This is a genomic window from Pseudomonas fluorescens, assembly GCF_902497775.2.
In the GTDB taxonomy this organism is placed as follows: domain Bacteria; phylum Pseudomonadota; class Gammaproteobacteria; order Pseudomonadales; family Pseudomonadaceae; genus Aquipseudomonas; species Aquipseudomonas putida_F.
In genome coordinates this window covers 5016921-5033124 of the sequence record NZ_OZ024668.1, presented here as the reverse complement: position 1 = coordinate 5033124, position 16204 = coordinate 5016921, and the positions used below count along the sequence as shown (strand labels likewise).

General features: G+C 61.1%; 15 protein-coding genes and 1 pseudogene. 8 read left to right on the top strand and 8 right to left on the bottom strand.

The genetic code is table 11. The features are described from left to right. The first annotated feature begins 1 nt into the window (after window position 1). Together grxC and secB are read left to right on the top strand one after the other, a co-directional pair. Window positions 2–256 (top strand): glutaredoxin 3, encoded by a 255-nt coding sequence (grxC, locus tag F8N82_RS23185; RefSeq protein WP_038997590.1) that lies wholly within the window; start codon window positions 2–4, stop codon window positions 254–256. A 40-nt stretch (window positions 257–296) separates the two neighbouring features. Then, window positions 297–788 carry a protein-export chaperone SecB gene (gene secB / locus F8N82_RS23180; RefSeq protein ID WP_038997589.1) on the top strand — a complete coding sequence of 164 codons (492 nt, stop codon included), beginning with the start codon at window positions 297–299 and terminating at the stop codon, window positions 786–788. Window positions 789–886: 98 nt separating this feature from the next. Here the strand turns inward: secB and F8N82_RS23175 are convergent, their stop codons facing one another. Beyond that, window positions 887–1342 carry a tRNA (cytidine(34)-2'-O)-methyltransferase gene (locus F8N82_RS23175; protein ID WP_010222290.1) on the bottom strand — a complete coding sequence of 152 codons (456 nt, stop codon included), beginning with the start codon at window positions 1340–1342 and terminating at the stop codon, window positions 887–889. On the opposite strand from F8N82_RS23175, the gene F8N82_RS23170 reads away from it, so the two are divergent. Continuing rightward, window positions 1341–1778: a hypothetical protein gene (locus F8N82_RS23170; protein ID WP_038997588.1), complete on the top strand. Its 438-nt coding sequence runs from the start codon at window positions 1341–1343 to the stop codon at window positions 1776–1778. The two genes, F8N82_RS23175 and F8N82_RS23170, sit on opposite strands and share 2 nt — an antisense overlap. 234 nt (window positions 1779–2012) lie before the next feature. Here F8N82_RS23170 and ntrC read toward each other — a convergent pair whose 3' ends face one another. The 4 genes from ntrC to glnA all read right to left on the bottom strand — a co-directional run bounded on the left by ntrC (window position 2013) and on the right by glnA (window position 6891). Further along, window positions 2013–3449, bottom strand: coding sequence for a nitrogen regulation protein NR(I) (gene ntrC, locus F8N82_RS23165; protein ID WP_038997587.1), 1437 nt, complete (start codon window positions 3447–3449; stop codon window positions 2013–2015). After that, on the bottom strand, window positions 3446–4531 hold the full coding sequence (gene glnL / locus F8N82_RS23160; protein ID WP_038997586.1) for a nitrogen regulation protein NR(II): 1086 nt from the start codon (window positions 4529–4531) through the stop codon (window positions 3446–3448). The genes ntrC and glnL overlap by 4 nt, the downstream gene beginning before the upstream one ends. A 257-nt stretch (window positions 4532–4788) precedes the next feature. Further along, complete coding sequence (locus tag F8N82_RS23155; RefSeq protein ID WP_038997585.1) at window positions 4789–5334, bottom strand: chorismate mutase; 546 nt, start codon at window positions 5332–5334, stop codon at window positions 4789–4791. 150 nt (window positions 5335–5484) lie between these two features. Then, on the bottom strand, window positions 5485–6891 hold the full coding sequence (glnA, locus tag F8N82_RS23150; RefSeq protein ID WP_038997584.1) for a glutamate--ammonia ligase: 1407 nt from the start codon (window positions 6889–6891) through the stop codon (window positions 5485–5487). 330 nt (window positions 6892–7221) lie between these two features. Here glnA and thiI point away from each other — a divergent pair, with 330 nt between their 5' ends. Further along, on the top strand, window positions 7222–8676 hold the full coding sequence (gene thiI / locus F8N82_RS23145; protein ID WP_038997583.1) for a tRNA uracil 4-sulfurtransferase ThiI: 1455 nt from the start codon (window positions 7222–7224) through the stop codon (window positions 8674–8676). Window positions 8677–8804: 128 nt separating this feature from the next. Then, window positions 8805–10625, top strand: coding sequence for a translational GTPase TypA (gene typA / locus F8N82_RS23140; RefSeq protein WP_038997582.1), 1821 nt, complete (start codon window positions 8805–8807; stop codon window positions 10623–10625). An 82-nt stretch (window positions 10626–10707) separates the two neighbouring features. Here the strand turns inward: typA and F8N82_RS23135 are convergent. From F8N82_RS23135 to F8N82_RS23125, 3 genes and pseudogenes are all read right to left on the bottom strand, one after another. Next, window positions 10708–10986 (bottom strand): annotated as a pseudogene (locus F8N82_RS23135) (HipA N-terminal domain-containing protein); the annotation flags it as partial. Between the two features lie 9 nt (window positions 10987–10995). After that, window positions 10996–11247, bottom strand: coding sequence for a helix-turn-helix domain-containing protein (locus tag F8N82_RS23130; RefSeq protein WP_038997581.1), 252 nt, complete (start codon window positions 11245–11247; stop codon window positions 10996–10998). A gap of 107 nt (window positions 11248–11354) precedes the next feature. Continuing rightward, window positions 11355–11765, bottom strand: a complete 411-nt coding sequence (locus F8N82_RS23125; protein WP_038997580.1) for a YkgJ family cysteine cluster protein — start codon at window positions 11763–11765, stop codon at window positions 11355–11357. 200 nt (window positions 11766–11965) lie between these two features. Here F8N82_RS23125 and F8N82_RS23120 point away from each other — a divergent pair, with 200 nt between their 5' ends. From F8N82_RS23120 to F8N82_RS23110, 3 genes are all read left to right on the top strand, one after another. Then, complete coding sequence (locus F8N82_RS23120; RefSeq protein WP_038997579.1) at window positions 11966–14416, top strand: glycogen/starch/alpha-glucan phosphorylase; 2451 nt, start codon at window positions 11966–11968, stop codon at window positions 14414–14416. 142 nt (window positions 14417–14558) lie between these two features. Next, the gene (locus F8N82_RS23115) at window positions 14559–15569 is read left to right on the top strand and encodes a class 1 fructose-bisphosphatase (RefSeq protein WP_038997578.1); all 1011 of its coding nucleotides are present in this window, start codon (window positions 14559–14561) and stop codon (window positions 15567–15569) included. Window positions 15570–15572: 3 nt separating this feature from the next. Then, window positions 15573–16169: a DUF924 family protein gene (locus tag F8N82_RS23110; protein WP_038997577.1), complete on the top strand. Its 597-nt coding sequence runs from the start codon at window positions 15573–15575 to the stop codon at window positions 16167–16169. Window positions 16170–16204: the final 35 nt, after the last annotated feature.

Genomic DNA, 16204 nt, shown 5'->3' with positions numbered 1-16204 from the left:
TATGAGCAACGTCATCGTCTACTCCAGCGATTACTGCCCTTACTGTTCGCGGGCCAAGCACCTGCTGGCCAGCAAAGGCGTGGCCTTCGAAGAGATCAAGGTCGATGGCAAGCCTCAGGTGCGCGCCGAAATGAGCCACAAGGCCGGGCGTACCTCGGTGCCGCAGATCTGGATCGGCTCCACCCACGTCGGCGGTTGCGACGACCTGTATGCCCTGGAGCGCGCCGGCAAGCTCGACGCGCTGCTCAAGGCCTGAATCAGAAACCCATTAAAGACTCTGGAAAGAAGGATCTGTCATGACTGATCAACAGAACAACGACGCCGCAGCCGCAGCCGACGACAACACTCCGCAATTCTCCCTGCAGCGCATCTATGTGCGCGACCTGTCGTTCGAAGCGCCAAAAAGCCCGGCGATCTTCCGTCAGCAGTGGGAACCAAGCGTTGCCCTGGACCTGAACACCAAGCAGAAAGGCCTGGAAGGCGACTTCCACGAAGTCGTGCTGACCCTGTCGGTGACCGTGAAGAACGGCGACGAAGTGGCCTTCATCGCTGAAGTGCAGCAAGCCGGTATCTTCCTGATCAAGAACCTCGACCCAGCGTCGATGAGCCACACCCTGGGCGCGTTCTGCCCGAACATCCTGTTCCCGTACGCCCGTGAAGCGCTGGACAGCTTGGTGACCCGTGGTTCGTTCCCGGCACTGATGCTCTCGCCGGTCAACTTCGACGCCCTGTACGCTCAGGAAATGCAACGCATGCAGGAAGCTGGCGAAGCCCCTTCGCTGCAATAAGCCTGTTGCGATGTAGCAAAAAGCGCCCTGAGGGGCGCTTTTTTCTTGGGGTTTATCGCGAACACTGTGGGAGCGGGCTTGCCCCGCGAAAGGATCTCTCAGGCAAAACCTTGCTGGCGCCAGGCTTCGTACACCGTCACCGCTACCGTGTTGGACAGGTTCAGGCTGCGGCATCCCGGACGCATCGGCAGACGCAGGCGTTGCTCGGCGGGCAGGCTGTCCAGTACCTCGGCCGGCAGGCCACGGCTTTCCGGGCCGAACAGGAAGGCGTCACCCGGCTGGAACGCGGTTTCGTGGTACGGGTGCGAGGCTTTCGTGGTGAATGCGAACAGTCGCGGCTGGCCAAGGCTTTCCAGGCAGCTGGGCAGGTCTGCGTGGCGCTTGAGCGTGGCATACTCGTGGTAGTCCAGACCGGCCCGGCGCAAGCGCTTGTCGTCCAGTTCGAAGCCGATCGGCTCGATCAGGTGCAGGTGGCAGCCGCTGTTGGCGCACAGTCTGATGATATTGCCGGTATTCGGCGGAATCTCTGGTTGAAAGAGGATGACGTGAAACATGCACGGCTCCGAACATAAAGATGGCGAGCATTCTACTCCTGAACCGGACCCGCGTTCGCAGCTATGGCCGCGTGTGCTGTTTTCCCTGGCACTGTTCGGCATGCTGGTGGGGCTGATGATCGGTCGCCTGACCGCGCCCGAGCCACGGGTACTGGAGCAGGTCGAGGTCGTCGAGGCGGGCTTGAACCTGTGGTTCAACGAAGAACCCAAGCTGCACGGCGAAGAGGTCGAAGGCACCCTGGCCCTGCTGTTCGAGGCCGAGGGCAAGGCTGTGCGCGGTCAGTTGCAGTTGCAGGGTAAGCCGGTGAGCTGGCGGGTGCAGCACAGTGATGGTGGCTTGCTCGTGACCCTGGTCGCGGCCCGCCCCCTGCACGGCGAATGGGCCGGTACAGAGGAGGGCGGACGCTGGCGGGTGCAGGTGAAGCTGCGCGAATAAAAGAGGGGATTCCCCGGCCTGCCTGTACCAAGGCCCCCAAAACTGGAAGTACTGATACTAATGCAGAGTGTGTGCCAGTTTTGTTTCAGGGCGGAAAATGGCGGGTTTTGAGGGGTTAGGCAGGGGTTTGCGGGGGATTTGTGCTTTGCTGCGGTGCACAGGGCACAGGTTCGGTGCAAAAAGCATCGTGGGGCAAGCCCGCTCCTACATCGATCTGTAGGGGCGGGCCAATGCTCAGGCCTCGTCGTCGCCGTCCTCATCACCGCCATCGACCTTCATCCCCAGCTCCTTGATCTTGCGCGTCAGGGTGTTGCGGCCCCAGCCCAGTAGCACAGCGGCATCGCGGCGGCGGCCAGCGGTGTGCTTGAGGGCGGTCTCGATCATGATCCGCTCGAAGCTCGGTACGGCGCTGTCGAGCAGGTTCGACTGGCCACGAGCCAGGGCCTGGTCGGCCCATTGGCGCAGGGCCTGTTCCCAGTTGGTCACTGGCGCTGCGTCTTGCGGCAGGTTGAGCAACTCCGGCGGCAAGTCGCCGATATGCACTTCGCGCCCCGAGGCCATCACCGTGATCCAGCGGCAGGTGTTCTCCAGTTGGCGCACGTTGCCCGGCCATGGCAGGTTGCGGATGAACTCCTCGGTTTCGGCCTTGAGCAGTTTGGGCTCTACCGCCAGCTCCTGGGCGGCGCGGCCGAGAAAGTGCCGGGCCAGGGTCGGAATGTCTTCGCGACGATCGGCCAGGCGCGGGATGTGGATGCGGATCACGTTCAGGCGATGGAACAGGTCTTCGCGGAACTTGCCGGCCTGCACCAGGGTTTCCAGGTTCTGGTGGGTGGCGGCGATGATCCGCACATCGACCTTGACCGGCACATGGCCGCCCACCCGATAGAACTCGCCATCGGCCAGCACCCGCAGCAAGCGGGTCTGGGTGTCGGCTGGCATGTCGCCAATCTCGTCGAGGAACAGCGTGCCACCATCGGCCTGCTCGAAGCGGCCGCGGCGCAGGTTGGCGGCGCCGGTGAAGGCACCTTTCTCGTGGCCGAACAGTTCCGATTCCATCAGGTCCTTGGGAATCGCCGCCATGTTCAAGGCGATGAACGGCGACGCCGCCCGCGGGCTGTGGCGGTGCAGGGCGTGGGCGACCAGTTCTTTACCAGTACCGGACTCGCCGTTGATCAGCACGGTGATGTTGGAGTGGCTCAGGCGGCCGATGGCGCGGAACACCTCCTGCATCGCTGGCGCTTCGCCGATGATTTCCGGAGTGCGGGTCAGGCTGGGTGCGACGTCCAGGCCTTGCTGCTCCTGGGCGTGCTGGTTGGCGCGCTTGACCAACGATACCGCTTCGTCGACGTCGAACGGCTTGGGCAGGTATTCGAAGGCGCCACCCTGATAGGACGCCACCGCGCTGTCCAGGTCGGAATGGGCGGTCATGATGATCACCGGCAGGCGCGGGTGCTGCTCGCGGATCTGCGCAAGCAGATCCAGGCCACTGGCACCGGGCATGCGGATATCGGAAATGATCACGTCCGGCTGTTGCCGGGCCAGGCGGCTCATGACCCCGTCGGCGCTGTCGAAGCTCTGGGTGGTCATGCCTTCCTGTTGCAGGGCCTTTTCCAGCACCCAGCGGATGGAACGATCATCGTCGACGATCCAGACAGTTTCACTTCGGCTCATGAGGCGGTGGCTCCTTGTTCCAGCGGCAGGAAGATCGAGAAGGTGGTGTGGCCAGGGTGGCTGTCACATTCGATCAGGCCCTGGTGCTGGCTGATGATGTTCTGGGTAATGGCCAGGCCCAGCCCGGTACCGTCGGGGCGGCCGCTGACCATGGGGTAGAAGATGGTTTCCTGCAGCTCGGCAGGAATGCCGGGGCCGTTGTCGATGATTTCGATGCGGGCCACCAGGCGATGTCGGGTGTGGCCAATGGTGAACTGGCGCATGGCCCGGGTGCGCAGGCTGATGCGGCCCAGGCGCAGTTCGTTCTGGCCGCTGATGGCCTGCATGGCATTGCGCACGATGTTCAGTACCGCCTGGATCATCTGTTCGCGGTCGATCAGTACGTCCGGCAGGCTCGGGTCGTAATCGCGCACCAGGGTGATGCCGCCCTGGCTTTCGGCCTCGACCAGGCTGCAGACCCGCTCCAGTACTTCGTGAATGTTGGTCAGGGCCAGCGATGGCAGCTTGTTCGAGCCGAGCATGCGGTCGACCAGGTTGCGCAGGCGGTCGGCCTCTTCAATGATCACATTGGTGTAATCCTTCAGGCCTTCTTCCGGCAGCTCACGGGCCAACAACTGGGCGGCGCCGCGAATGCCACCGAGCGGGTTCTTGATCTCGTGGGCCAGGCCGCGCACCAGCATCTTGGTAGTTTCCTGCTTGGACAGCTGCGCTTCTTCCTTGGTGATGCGCAGCAAGCGGTCGCGCGGATGCACTTCAAGCAGCAGCAGGGTCGCGCCCTTGCTGAGGATCGGTGTCACCGCGTAGTCGACGGTCTGGGTCTGGCCGGTCAGCGAGGTCAGTTGGGCCTCACGCTTGGTAAACGGGTGCGCGTGTTCTACCGCCTGGCGCAGGGAGTTCAATGCCTCGGGCGATTCGGTGAACAGCTCGCTGATGAATTGCCCATGGCTGCGCTGGCCGCTGATGGCCAGGAGCATCTCCGCCGCCGGGTTCATGTACTCAAGGCGCAGTTCGGCGTCGAGCAGGATGGTGGCGGTGGTCAGGTTGTCCAGTAGCAGTCGGTGCAGTGCATCGCTGATGGTCATGGGGCGTCGTTGACCTCTTTTGGCTCATACAACCTTGGCGCAGGGCAAGATCGCGGGCGCTGGTAATCCGCTGGTACAAATGAAAATGCAAAAAACAAACCAAGGCTCCGAAAAGAAGCGGAATTTCCGGATTAAGACCTGTATTTGCACGAAAAAGGCCTGGAAAGTCCTGAGTCGGTGCTTTTCATGAACCAAAATGGGTTGAGTTGCTCAGCTGTACGCGCTGACGTGCACCAATATAGAGCATAGAGCAAGTATCAGTCGGCGCGGCACAATTGGCCGGTAGCGCGGATCAGCGCCAGGGTGCGAGGCGGGTTTTGCGTGCGATGGGTGATCGCCTGGGCCAGTAGTGTCCGGCAGTCTTGCGGTCGGCTTCGGTCGAATTCGGCCAGTTGGCTCAGCAATACGTGTTGCAGGCGGTCGAGTTGCGGGCGCAGCTGAGTCTGCAGATCGGTACGTGGCGTTGGCGGGGCATAGCCCTGCGCCTGCCAGCGTGACAGCGCGCTGTACTGGAGCAGCTTGTTGGCTTCGATCTGGTCGGCAAAGAAGTCGCCGGCCCGCTGCTCGCTCAGGCCAAAGCGGTCGGCCTGGCTTTGGGCCTTGGCAATGACTTGCTGTTCGCGGTCAGTGGCCTGTACCGCTTGGCCGGAGTCCCATTTGCTCAGGGCGACGGCCGTGGCGAGGTCCAGTCGCCGGTCGACGCTGTCGAGCAGTTGCGACAAGGGGCTGGGCGGAGCAATCGGGGTGCAGCCTTGTAGCAGCAGGGCGGGGGCAAGCAGCAAGGCTGAAAGACGTGTGCGCATGTCAGTGATCCACCGCAGGTAAGGGGATCAGTGTGCATATTCCTGAGACATTTGCCTGTCGGCAGATACGCACAATAGCGTCGGAAAAACAAAAGGCCTCCCGAAGGAGGCCTCTTGTCTGGTTACGCCGCTTGCGCGAGCGGCACTGGCTTAGCAGCTGTAGTACAGCTCGTATTCCAGTGGGTGTACGAAGGTGCGGACCTTGATTTCTTCTTCGCTTTTCAGCGCGATGTAGGCATCGATGAAGTCGTCGGAGAACACGCCACCCTTGGTCAGGAACGCACGGCCCTTGTCCAGCTCTTCCAGGGCTTCTTTCAGGCTGCCACACACCTGTGGGATCTCTTTCGCCTCTTCAGGCGGCAGGTCGTACAGGTTCTTGTCGGCGGCATCGCCTGGGTGGATCTTGTTCTGGATACCGTCCAGGCCGGCCATCATCAGTGCGGCGAAGCACAGGTACGGGTTGGCAGCCGGGTCCGGGAAGCGCGCTTCGATACGGCGGGCTTTCGGGCTGGAAACGTACGGGATGCGGATCGAGGCGGAACGGTTGCGCGCCGAGTAGGCCAGCATTACCGGTGCTTCGAAGCCTGGTACCAGACGCTTGTAGGAGTTGGTAGCCGGGTTGGTGAAGCCGTTCAGGGCCTTACCGTGCTTGATGATACCGCCGATGAAATACAGGGCGGTGTCGGACAGGCCGGCATAGCCTTCGCCAGAGAAGGTGTTCTTGCCATCTTTGGAGATGGACATGTGCACGTGCATGCCCGAGCCGTTGTCGCCGTACAGTGGCTTAGGCATGAAGGTAGCGGTGCGGCCGTAGGCGTCGGCAACGTTGTGCACGCAGTACTTGAGGGTCTGAACTTCGTCAGCCTTCTTCACCAGGGTGTTGAACTGCACGCCGATTTCGTTCTGGCCGGCAGTTGCCACTTCGTGGTGGTGTACTTCGATGACCAGGCCCATTTCTTCCATGGCGTTGCACATGGCAGTACGGATTTCGTGGTCGTGGTCGAACGGAGGTACTGGGAAGTAGCCGCCTTTGACGCCTGGACGGTGGCCTTTGTTGCCGCCTTCTACGTCCTGGTCGGACATCCACGAGCCTTGTTCGGAGTAGATCTTGAACATCGAGCCGGAGATATCGGACTTGAACTTCACTTCGTCGAAGATGAAGAATTCAGGCTCTGGACCGACGAAGACGGTGTCACCGATACCGGTGGTCTTCAGGTACTCTTCGGCGCGGCGGGCGATGGCGCGTGGGTCGCGGTCGTAGCCTTGCATGGTCGACGGTTCGATGATGTCGCAGACCAGGATCAGAGTCGGCTCTTCGGTGAACGGGTCGAGCACGGCGGAGGAATCGTCCGGCATCAGGATCATGTCGGAAGCTTCGATGCCTTTCCAGCCAGCGATGGAGGAACCGTCGAACATCTTGCCGGCTTCGAAGAAATCTTCATCCAGCGCATCACGAGCTGGCATGGTCACGTGGTGCTGAGTGCCTTTGGTGTCAGTGAAGCGCAGATCAATCCATTTAACGTCATGATCTTTGATGAGTTGAACCGACTTCGACATAGTGTCCTCCGGGTGGGGTAGAGCTTGCCTGTGCAGCCCTTTAATTTGGGTGATGCCGGGCGCGAATAGTCGGCCAAGGCAACCTGCCTCACAAGGGAGCAAATTGCATGCCAGTGCCCCGAGTTGGGATTTTTGCCCCAAACCCAAGCGTTTTCGACCGATTTGGCAAATCCACGGCTTTTTTCTGCACTCTAAAGATGCGCTGAGCGAGCATGGTGCATCATTTTGGTGCGAAGAAAACCTTCTGTACAAAAGTTGCTCAAAGCTTGAGCAATTTCCGCTATAATCCGCGCCCCACTTTTTTAGTCGGCACCTCGCGCGCTGTTTTTCATGAAACTAATCGTAAAAGTCTTCCCAGAGATCACCATCAAGAGCCGGCCGGTTCGCAAGCGCTTCATCCGCCAACTGGCCCGCAACATCCGCAACGTGCTCAAGGACCTTGATCCTGCGCTCGCGGTTAACGGTGTCTGGGATAACCTCGAAGTGATCACTCACATCGAGGACGAGAAAGTCCTGCGCGAGATGACCGAGCGTCTGACCTGCATGCCGGGCATTGCCCACTTCCTGCAGGTCGACGAATACCCGCTGGGTGATTTCGACGACATCGTCGCCAAGTGCAAGCAGCACTTCGGTCACCTGCTGGCCGGCAAGCGCTTCGCCGTACGCTGCAAGCGCGGCGGCCACCACGACTTCAGCTCGATGGACGTCGACCGATACGTCGGCAGCCAGCTGCGCCAGCAGTGCGGCGCCGCCGGTATCGACCTGCGTACGCCGGAAGTCGAGGTGCGCATCGAGGTGCGCGACAAGCGCCTGTACGTCATCCACAGCCAGCACAAAGGCATCGGCGGTTACCCGCTGGGCGCGCTGGAGCAGACCCTGGTGCTGATGTCCGGCGGTTTCGACTCCACCGTCGCCGCCTACCAGATGATGCGCCGTGGCCTGATGACCCACTTCTGCTTCTTCAACCTTGGCGGCCGCGCCCACGAACTGGGGGTGATGGAAGTCGCCCACTACCTGTGGAAGAAATACGGCAGCAGCCAGCGCGTGCTGTTCGTCAGCGTGCCGTTCGAAGAAGTGGTCGGCGAGATCCTCGGCAAGGTCGACAACAGCTACATGGGTGTGACCCTCAAGCGCATGATGCTGCGCGCGGCGACCAATATCGCCGACCGCCTGCAGATCGACGCCCTGGTGACCGGTGAAGCCATCTCCCAGGTGTCGAGCCAGACGCTGCCTAACCTTTCGGTGATCGACTCGGCCACCGAGAAACTGGTGTTGCGCCCCTTGCTGGCCAGCCACAAGCAGGACATCATCGACCAGGCCCAGCAGATCGGTACCGCCGAGTTCGCCAAGCACATGCCTGAATACTGCGGCGTGATCTCGGTGAACCCGACCACCTGCGCCAAGCGTCATCGTGTCGACTACGAAGAAAAGCAGTTCGACATGGCCGTGCTCGAGCGTGCCCTGGAGCGTGCCCGCCTGATCTCCATCGACCATGTGATCGATGAACTCAGCGAAGATATCCAGATCGAAGAAGTCAGCCAGGCGCTGGCCGGGCAGGTGGTGATCGACATTCGCCACCCTGATGCCCAGGAAGACCAGCCCCTGGAACTGGACGGCATCGAGGTCCAGGCCTTGCCGTTCTACGCCCTGAACAGTCGCTTCAAGGAGCTGGATGCCGCGCGCCAGTACTTGCTGTATTGCGACAAGGGAGTAATGAGTCGCCTGCATGCCCACCATCTGCTCAGTGAGGGACATGCCAATGTGCGCGTTTATCGTCCGACATAAGACGCCGGGGCTATATGGCGGGAGCATCCGCCATCGCCCTCCCGACCACCGGGCCGTTTGAGCGCCATTCATTCATATTCGCCGCCTAGACTGGGCGGCAACCCGAATCCTCTGATCGAGATACACACGTGATCGAAAATCTGCGTAACATCGCCATCATCGCCCACGTTGACCATGGTAAAACCACCCTGGTCGACAAACTCCTGCGTCAGTCCGGCACTTTGGAGCGTAACGAGCTCAACGACGAGCGCGTCATGGACTCCAACGACCAGGAAAAAGAGCGCGGTATTACCATTCTGGCGAAAAACACCGCCATCAACTGGAACGGCTACCACATCAACATCGTCGACACCCCCGGCCACGCCGACTTCGGTGGCGAGGTTGAGCGTGTAATGTCGATGGTTGACTCCGTGCTGCTGCTGGTCGACGCCCAAGACGGCCCTATGCCGCAAACCCGTTTCGTGACCAAGAAGGCTTTCGAAGCCGGCCTGCGTCCAATCGTGGTGATCAACAAGGTCGACCGTCCGGGCGCGCGTCCTGACTGGGTTCTGGACCAGATCTTCGATCTGTTCGACAACCTCGGTGCCACCGAAGAACAGCTGGACTTCAAAGTCGTCTACGCCTCGGCCCTGAACGGCATTGCCGGTCTGGACCACACCGAAATGGCCGAAGACATGACCCCGCTGTACCAGTCGATCATCGACAACGTACCAGCGCCGGCTGTTGACCGTGACGGTCCGTTCCAGATGCAGATCTCGGCTCTGGACTACAACAGCTTCCTCGGTGTTATCGGCGTTGGCCGTATCGCCCGTGGCCGCGTCAAGCCAAACACCCCGGTTGTCGCCATCGACACCGACGGCAAGAAGCGCAACGGTCGTATCCTCAAGCTGATGGGCCACCACGGCCTGCACCGCATCGACGTTGAAGAAGCCCAGGCTGGCGACATCGTCTGCATCAGCGGTTTCGACGAGCTGTTCATCTCCGACACCCTGTGCTCCCCGGACGCAGTTGAAGCGATGAAGCCGCTGACCGTTGACGAACCAACCGTTTCGATGACCTTCCAGGTCAACGACTCGCCGTTCTGCGGTAAAGAAGGCAAGTTCGTGACTTCCCGCAACATCAAGGAACGTCTGGACAAAGAGCTGCTGTACAACGTTGCACTGCGCGTTGAAGAAGGCGACTCGGCTGACAAGTTCAAGGTTTCCGGCCGTGGCGAGCTGCACCTGTCGGTTCTGATCGAAACCATGCGTCGCGAAGGCTTCGAAATGGGTGTTGGTCGTCCGGAAGTGATCATCCGTGAAGTCGACGGCGCCAAGCACGAGCCGTTCGAAAACGTCACCATCGACATCCCTGAAGATTCCCAGGGCAAGGTCATGGAAGAAATGGGTCTGCGTAAAGGCGACCTGACCAACATGGTTCCGGATGGCAAGGGCCGTGTACGTCTGGAATACAACATTCCAGCCCGTGGTCTGATCGGTTTCCGTAACCAGTTCCTGACCCTGACCAACGGTGCAGGCATCCTGACCTCGATCTTCGACCGTTACGCTCCGATGAAGTCCGGCCACATGTCCGGCCGTCAGAACGGCGTACTGGTTTCGGTTGAAACCGGCAAGGCCCTGACCTACTCCCTGGAAACTCTGCAGGCGCGCGGCAAGCTGTTCGTCGAGCACGGCCAGGAGATCTACAACGGTCAGATCGTTGGTCTGAACAGCCGCGACAACGACCTGGGCGTCAACCCTACCAAGGGCAAGAAGCTCGACAACATGCGTGCTTCGGGTAAAGACGAAACCATCGCCCTGGTTCCACCTGTTCGCTTCACCCTGGAACAGGCTCTGGAATTCATCCAGGACGACGAGCTGTGCGAAGTCACTCCTAAGTCGATCCGTCTGCGCAAGAAGATCCTCGACGAAGGCGAGCGTACCCGCGCTGCCAAGAAAGCCAAGAACTGAGTCTTAGTTCCGGCTGAATGAAAACGCCCCCGGTCGCAAGGCCGGGGGCGTTTTTGTTTGTGCGTGGAAAGTTTGAATCAGCCGGCGAGTTGCTGCCGGAGATGGCCAGCAGCATAGGGTTGACGGTTGCCACTTTGGCCAGGCGATTGCGCAGTTGTTCCAGTACATAGCCTTCGGGAAGGTTCATCTGGAAGATCGGATGAAGGTCCCTGGACACGTACTCCTCGCGGCGAGGAGGCATGGTCATGCTCACCGCAATGGAGGCCGAAGCGGTGTCGGCGTAGCGAAAGGCGTAGTCGCCGTTTGGGTGCTGGAAAATCTGGCCGCTGACGCCTTGCGGCGTTGCTACAAGACAGCTCGTCTGCCGCGCTCATCGGAACACGTCCTCAAGCTCATCCAGGGTGGGTAGGGACTTTGCCACGACCTTGACTTCACAGCCCAGGGCATCCAGTGCCCTGCTGTAAAACGAAATGGCGACGGTGCTTGAGCCCTGCTCGATCTCACTGAGCTTCTGCCGAGTGATGCCGATACGTTCCGCCAGTTGTACTTTGGTCAAGCCACGGCGCTTTCTCATCTGTTCGATGCTGTGGCCGATGCGCAGGGAAATCAGTGTGGTCTCCATGTTACGTATCCATAACATTAATTGACTAATGTCAGGTAAACATAACATGGCGCCATCGTCAAACGCCCAGTTCGCTTCAGTCGGGCGTGCCGATCAGTGGTTCTCGCTTAGCGCGAGCGCGCCGCAGGCTTGGGGATGTACGCGCAATACCCCGGTCGCGGACCGATCCGCGGATGGTTGCGACAGGTGTCCGGGCGCTTGTCATAAATGGTGCACATGCGACTTTTACGATCCAGGTACAGGCAATCGTCGTTGCTCATCTGCGCCAGGGTGAAAATTCCCGACTTCTGGTTGAATCGCTGGATGATCCCGTCCTTCTGCAAACGCTTGGCAATGTTCTTCGGCGGCTCACCCACCTCGAACTCATCCACCACGCCCATGCGGATCAGGTCTTTGATTTTCACTTCCGTCGGCAAGGTGCAGCAGGTGGAGTTGCAGCCTCCGCACATATGGCTTTGGTACTTCTGCCAGGTTTCCAGTCGGTCGACTTCGGCGGCGGCGATCAGGGTCGGTTTCATCAGGCTCAGGTTTTAGATGTTTTAGTGGGCGCGCGATCATACCGGAGTTGATCAAAATGTGAACAACCATTTGCCGCTTTATTCCGGGTTTGTTTGCCGCTTGCGACAAGAAAGTCGCGAACCAGAGCTTCCCCTCTGTGTCGAACGGTCTAGGCTGAGAAATCTCCATCCGCATTCGTCAACTTGCCCGAGGACGTCGTATGTCTCAGGAACCGCTCGCTCGTGACGCAGAGGTGGCCGCTTTTCGCACCGCTGTGCTGGATAAATTGACCTACGCGGTCGGCAAGGACCCGGAGCACGCCTTCGACCACGACTGGTTCGAAGCCATTGCCCTGGCTGCCCGGGATCACATGGTCGATCACTGGATGGACCATACCCGGCAGATCTACCGCAAGAGCCAGAAGCGGGTGTACTACCTGTCGCTGGAGTTTCTGATCGGCCGCCTGCTGTACGACAGCCTGAGCAACCTGGGCCTGCTGGATGTCGCCCGTGAGGCGCTGGACGGGCTCAACGTCGACCTTGAGCGGATTCGCCTGCTGGAGCCCGACGCGGCCCTGGGCAACGGCGGTCTCGGGCGCCTGGCGGCCTGTTTCATGGAGAGCATGTCGACCCTTGGCATCGCCGCCCATGGCTACGGCATACGTTACGAGCATGGCCTGTTCCGCCAGGCGGTGGTCGATGGCTGGCAGCAGGAGCAGACCGAGAACTGGCTGGATTTCGGCAACCCCTGGGAGTTCGAGCGGGCCGAGGTGATCTACCCGATCAGCTTTGGCGGTAGCGTCGAAACCGTGCACGACGCCGGTGGTCAGCAGCGCCAGGTGTGGTGGCCGGCCGAGACAGTGCGGGCGGTGGCCTATGACACACCGGTGGTCGGCTGGCGCGGCGCCAGCGTCAACACCTTGCGCCTGTGGCGGGCGCGGGCGCTGGAAGAGCTGCACCTGGAGCGCTTCAACGCCGGCGATCACCTTGGCGCCGTGGCGGAAGTGGCGCGGGCCGAGAGCATCTCGCGGGTGCTGTACCCGGCCGACAGTACCGAAGCCGGCCAGGAACTGCGCCTGCGCCAGGAGTACTTCTTTGTTTCCGCCTCGCTGCAGGACCTGCTGCGCCGGCACCTGAACATGCACGACAGCCTGCTCAACCTGCCGCAGCAGGCGGCGATCCAGCTCAACGATACCCACCCCTCGATTGCGGTCGCCGAGCTGATGCGCCTGCTGGTCGACCAGCACGAAGTGCCGTGGGATACGGCCTGGCAATTGACCGTCGAAACCCTGGCCTACACCAACCACACCTTGCTGCCCGAAGCCCTGGAAACCTGGCCGGTGGGCCTGATGGAGCGCATGCTGCCGCGGCACATGCAGATCATCTACTTGATCAACGCTTTCCATATCGACGCCTTGCGCGCCAAGGGCATCCACGATTTCGACGTGCTGCGCGCGGTGTCGCTGATCGAGGAAGACAACGGCCGCCGGGTGCGCATGGGCAACCTGGCGTTTCTCGGCTCGCACAGCGTCAACGGTGTGTCGGCGCTGCACAGCAAACTGATGCGCAGCACGGTGTTCGCCGAACTGCACAAGCTCTACCCGGAGCGAATCAACAACAAGACCAACGGCATCACCTTCCGTCGCTGGCTGTTCCAGGCCAACCCGCAACTGACCGGCATGCTGGTCGAGGCCCTCGGCGCCGACGTGCTCGATGACCCGCAAGGGCGCCTGCGCGACCTTGACCCGTTTGCCGACAAGGCGTCGTTCTGCAAGCAGTTCGCCGCCCAGCGCCTGCACAGCAAGAAGGCCCTGGCCGGCCTGATCCAGGAGCGCCTGGGCATCACCCTCAACCCCGAGGCGATGTTCGACGTGCAGGTCAAACGTATCCACGAGTACAAGCGCCAGTTGCTCAACCTGTTGCACACCGTGGCCCTGTACCAGGCCATCCGCGCCGAGCCCGGCACCGGCTGGGCGCCGCGGGTGAAAATCTTCGCCGGCAAGGCTGCCGCCAGCTATCACCAGGCCAAGCTGATCATCAAGCTGACCAATGACATCGCCAAGGTGGTCAACAACGACCCGACCGTGCGCGGCCTGCTCAAAGTGGTGTTTCTGCCCAACTACAACGTCAGCCTGGCCGAGAGCATCATCCCGGCGGCTGACCTCTCCGAGCAGATTTCCACCGCCGGCTACGAGGCCTCCGGCACCAGCAACATGAAGTTCGGCCTCAATGGCGCGTTGACCATCGGCACCCTGGACGGTGCCAACGTCGAGATGTGCGAGCAGGTCGGTGTCGAGAACATGTTCATCTTCGGCCTGACTGCCCAGCAGGTGGAGGCGCGTAAGCGCAGCGGCGACTTTGGCGCCAGTGCCGCGATCGGTGCCTCCCATCGGCTCAACGACGTGCTCCAGGCCATTCGCGGCGGGGTGTTTTCACCGGATGACCCGGCCCGCTATGTCGGCCTGGTCGACTCGCTGGTGGCCTATGACCGCTTTCTGGTATGCGCCGACTTCGACGCCTACTGGGAAGCGCAGTTGCGCGTCGAAGGGCTCTGGCATGAACCCAGGCAGTGGTGGCGCATGGCGGTGCTCAACACCGCGCGCATGGGCTGGTTCTCATCGGACCGGACCATCCGCGAGTACGCCACGGATATCTGGAAAGCCCTCGACTAAGCTGCAATGGCCGGCCCGGGGGCGGTGAACTCTCGGGCCGAAGTGCCGTCTGATCGGCCAAGCGTGTCTGATTGCTCGCTAGCGCTTCACTCTCCCTGTAAACTGCGTGGGTTTTTATTACCCCCTTCCTTCGGAGCCTTACATGTCCCGCGTTACCCTGAGTCGCTATTTGATTGAGCAGACCCGCAGCAACAGTACCCCTGCCGATCTGCGCTTCCTGATCGAAGTGGTGGCGCGTGCGTGCAAGGAAATCAGCCACAACGTCTCCAAAGGCGCGCTGGGTGGTGTTCTGGGCAGCATGGGCACCGAAAACGTGCAGGGCGAAGTCCAGAAGAAACTCGACGTGATCTCCAACGACATCCTGCTCGAAGCCAACGAGTGGGGCGGTCACCTGGCCGGCATGGCCTCCGAAGAGATGGACAATGCCTACCAGATCCCGGGTAAATACCCGAAAGGCGCCTACTTGCTGGTCTTCGACCCGCTGGACGGTTCGTCGAACATCGACGTCAACGTTTCGGTCGGCACCATCTTCTCGGTACTGCGCTGCCCGAACGAATACCTGAGCCAGAACGAAAGCCTCAACGAGCAGGCCTTCCTGCAGCCAGGCACCAAGCAGGTCGCCGCCGGTTACGCGATCTACGGCCCGCAGACCATGCTGATCCTGACCCTGGGCAACGGCGTCAAGGGCTTCACCCTGGACCGCGAGCTGGGCAGCTTCGTACTGACCCACGAGAACATCCAGGTGCCGGAAACCACCGCCGAGTTCGCCATCAACATGTCCAACCAGCGCCACTGGGAAGAGCCGGTGACCCGCTACGTGGGCGAGCTGCTGGCCGGTGAGACCGGTCCGCTGAAAAAGAACTACAACATGCGCTGGATTGCCTCGATGGTTGCCGACGTGCACCGCATCCTGACCCGTGGCGGCCTGTTCATGTACCCGCGCGATGCGCGTGAGCCGTCCAAGCCGGGCAAGCTGCGTCTGATGTACGAAGCCAACCCGATGTCCTTCATCATCGAACAGGCCGGCGGTGCCTCCACCGACGGCAAACAGCGCATTCTCGACATCCAGCCAGAGAGCCTGCACCAGCGCGTGGCAGTGTTCCTCGGCTCCAAGCAGGAAGTCGAGCGCGTTACCGGTTATCACAAGGAGTAAATCATGCTCGCACCTTGGCAGCCGTTGCTGGAGTGGTGGTTTGGCTGGGGCACCAGCCCCCAGGATGTGGCTGACGAGAAGAGCACCTTGTGGTTCGGCAAGCACCACGACGACGAAGCGCGCGAGCGCTTCGGCGACCTGGTCGAGCAGGCGCTGGCCGGTGGCCTCGATGAGTGGCTGCAAAGCCCGCAGGGCTGGCTGGGCCTGGTGTTGCTGCTCGACCAGCTGCCACGCATGATCCACCGCGACACGCCGCGCGCTTTTGATGGCGACCGACGTGCCCAGGTGCTGGTGATGCAGGGCCTGGACAAGGCCTGGGATTACCAGCTGCTGCCGATCCAGCGGGTGTTCATCCTGCTGGTGCTGGAGCATGCCGAAGTGCTGGACTGGCAGAACATCAGCGTCGAGCGTTACCAGTTGCTGCTCGATGCCCAGCCGGATACCGATCGGCGTTTGTTCGAGGGGTTCCTCGACTACGCCGAGCAGCACCAGCGGGTGATTGCCCGTTTTGGCCGCTTCCCGCATCGTAATCTGCTGCTGAATCGGCCGAGTACCGATGAAGAGATGGATTTTCTGCTGGAGCCGGGCTCAAGGTTTTGAGTTGAATTCAATCGCGGGGCAAGCCCGCTCCCACA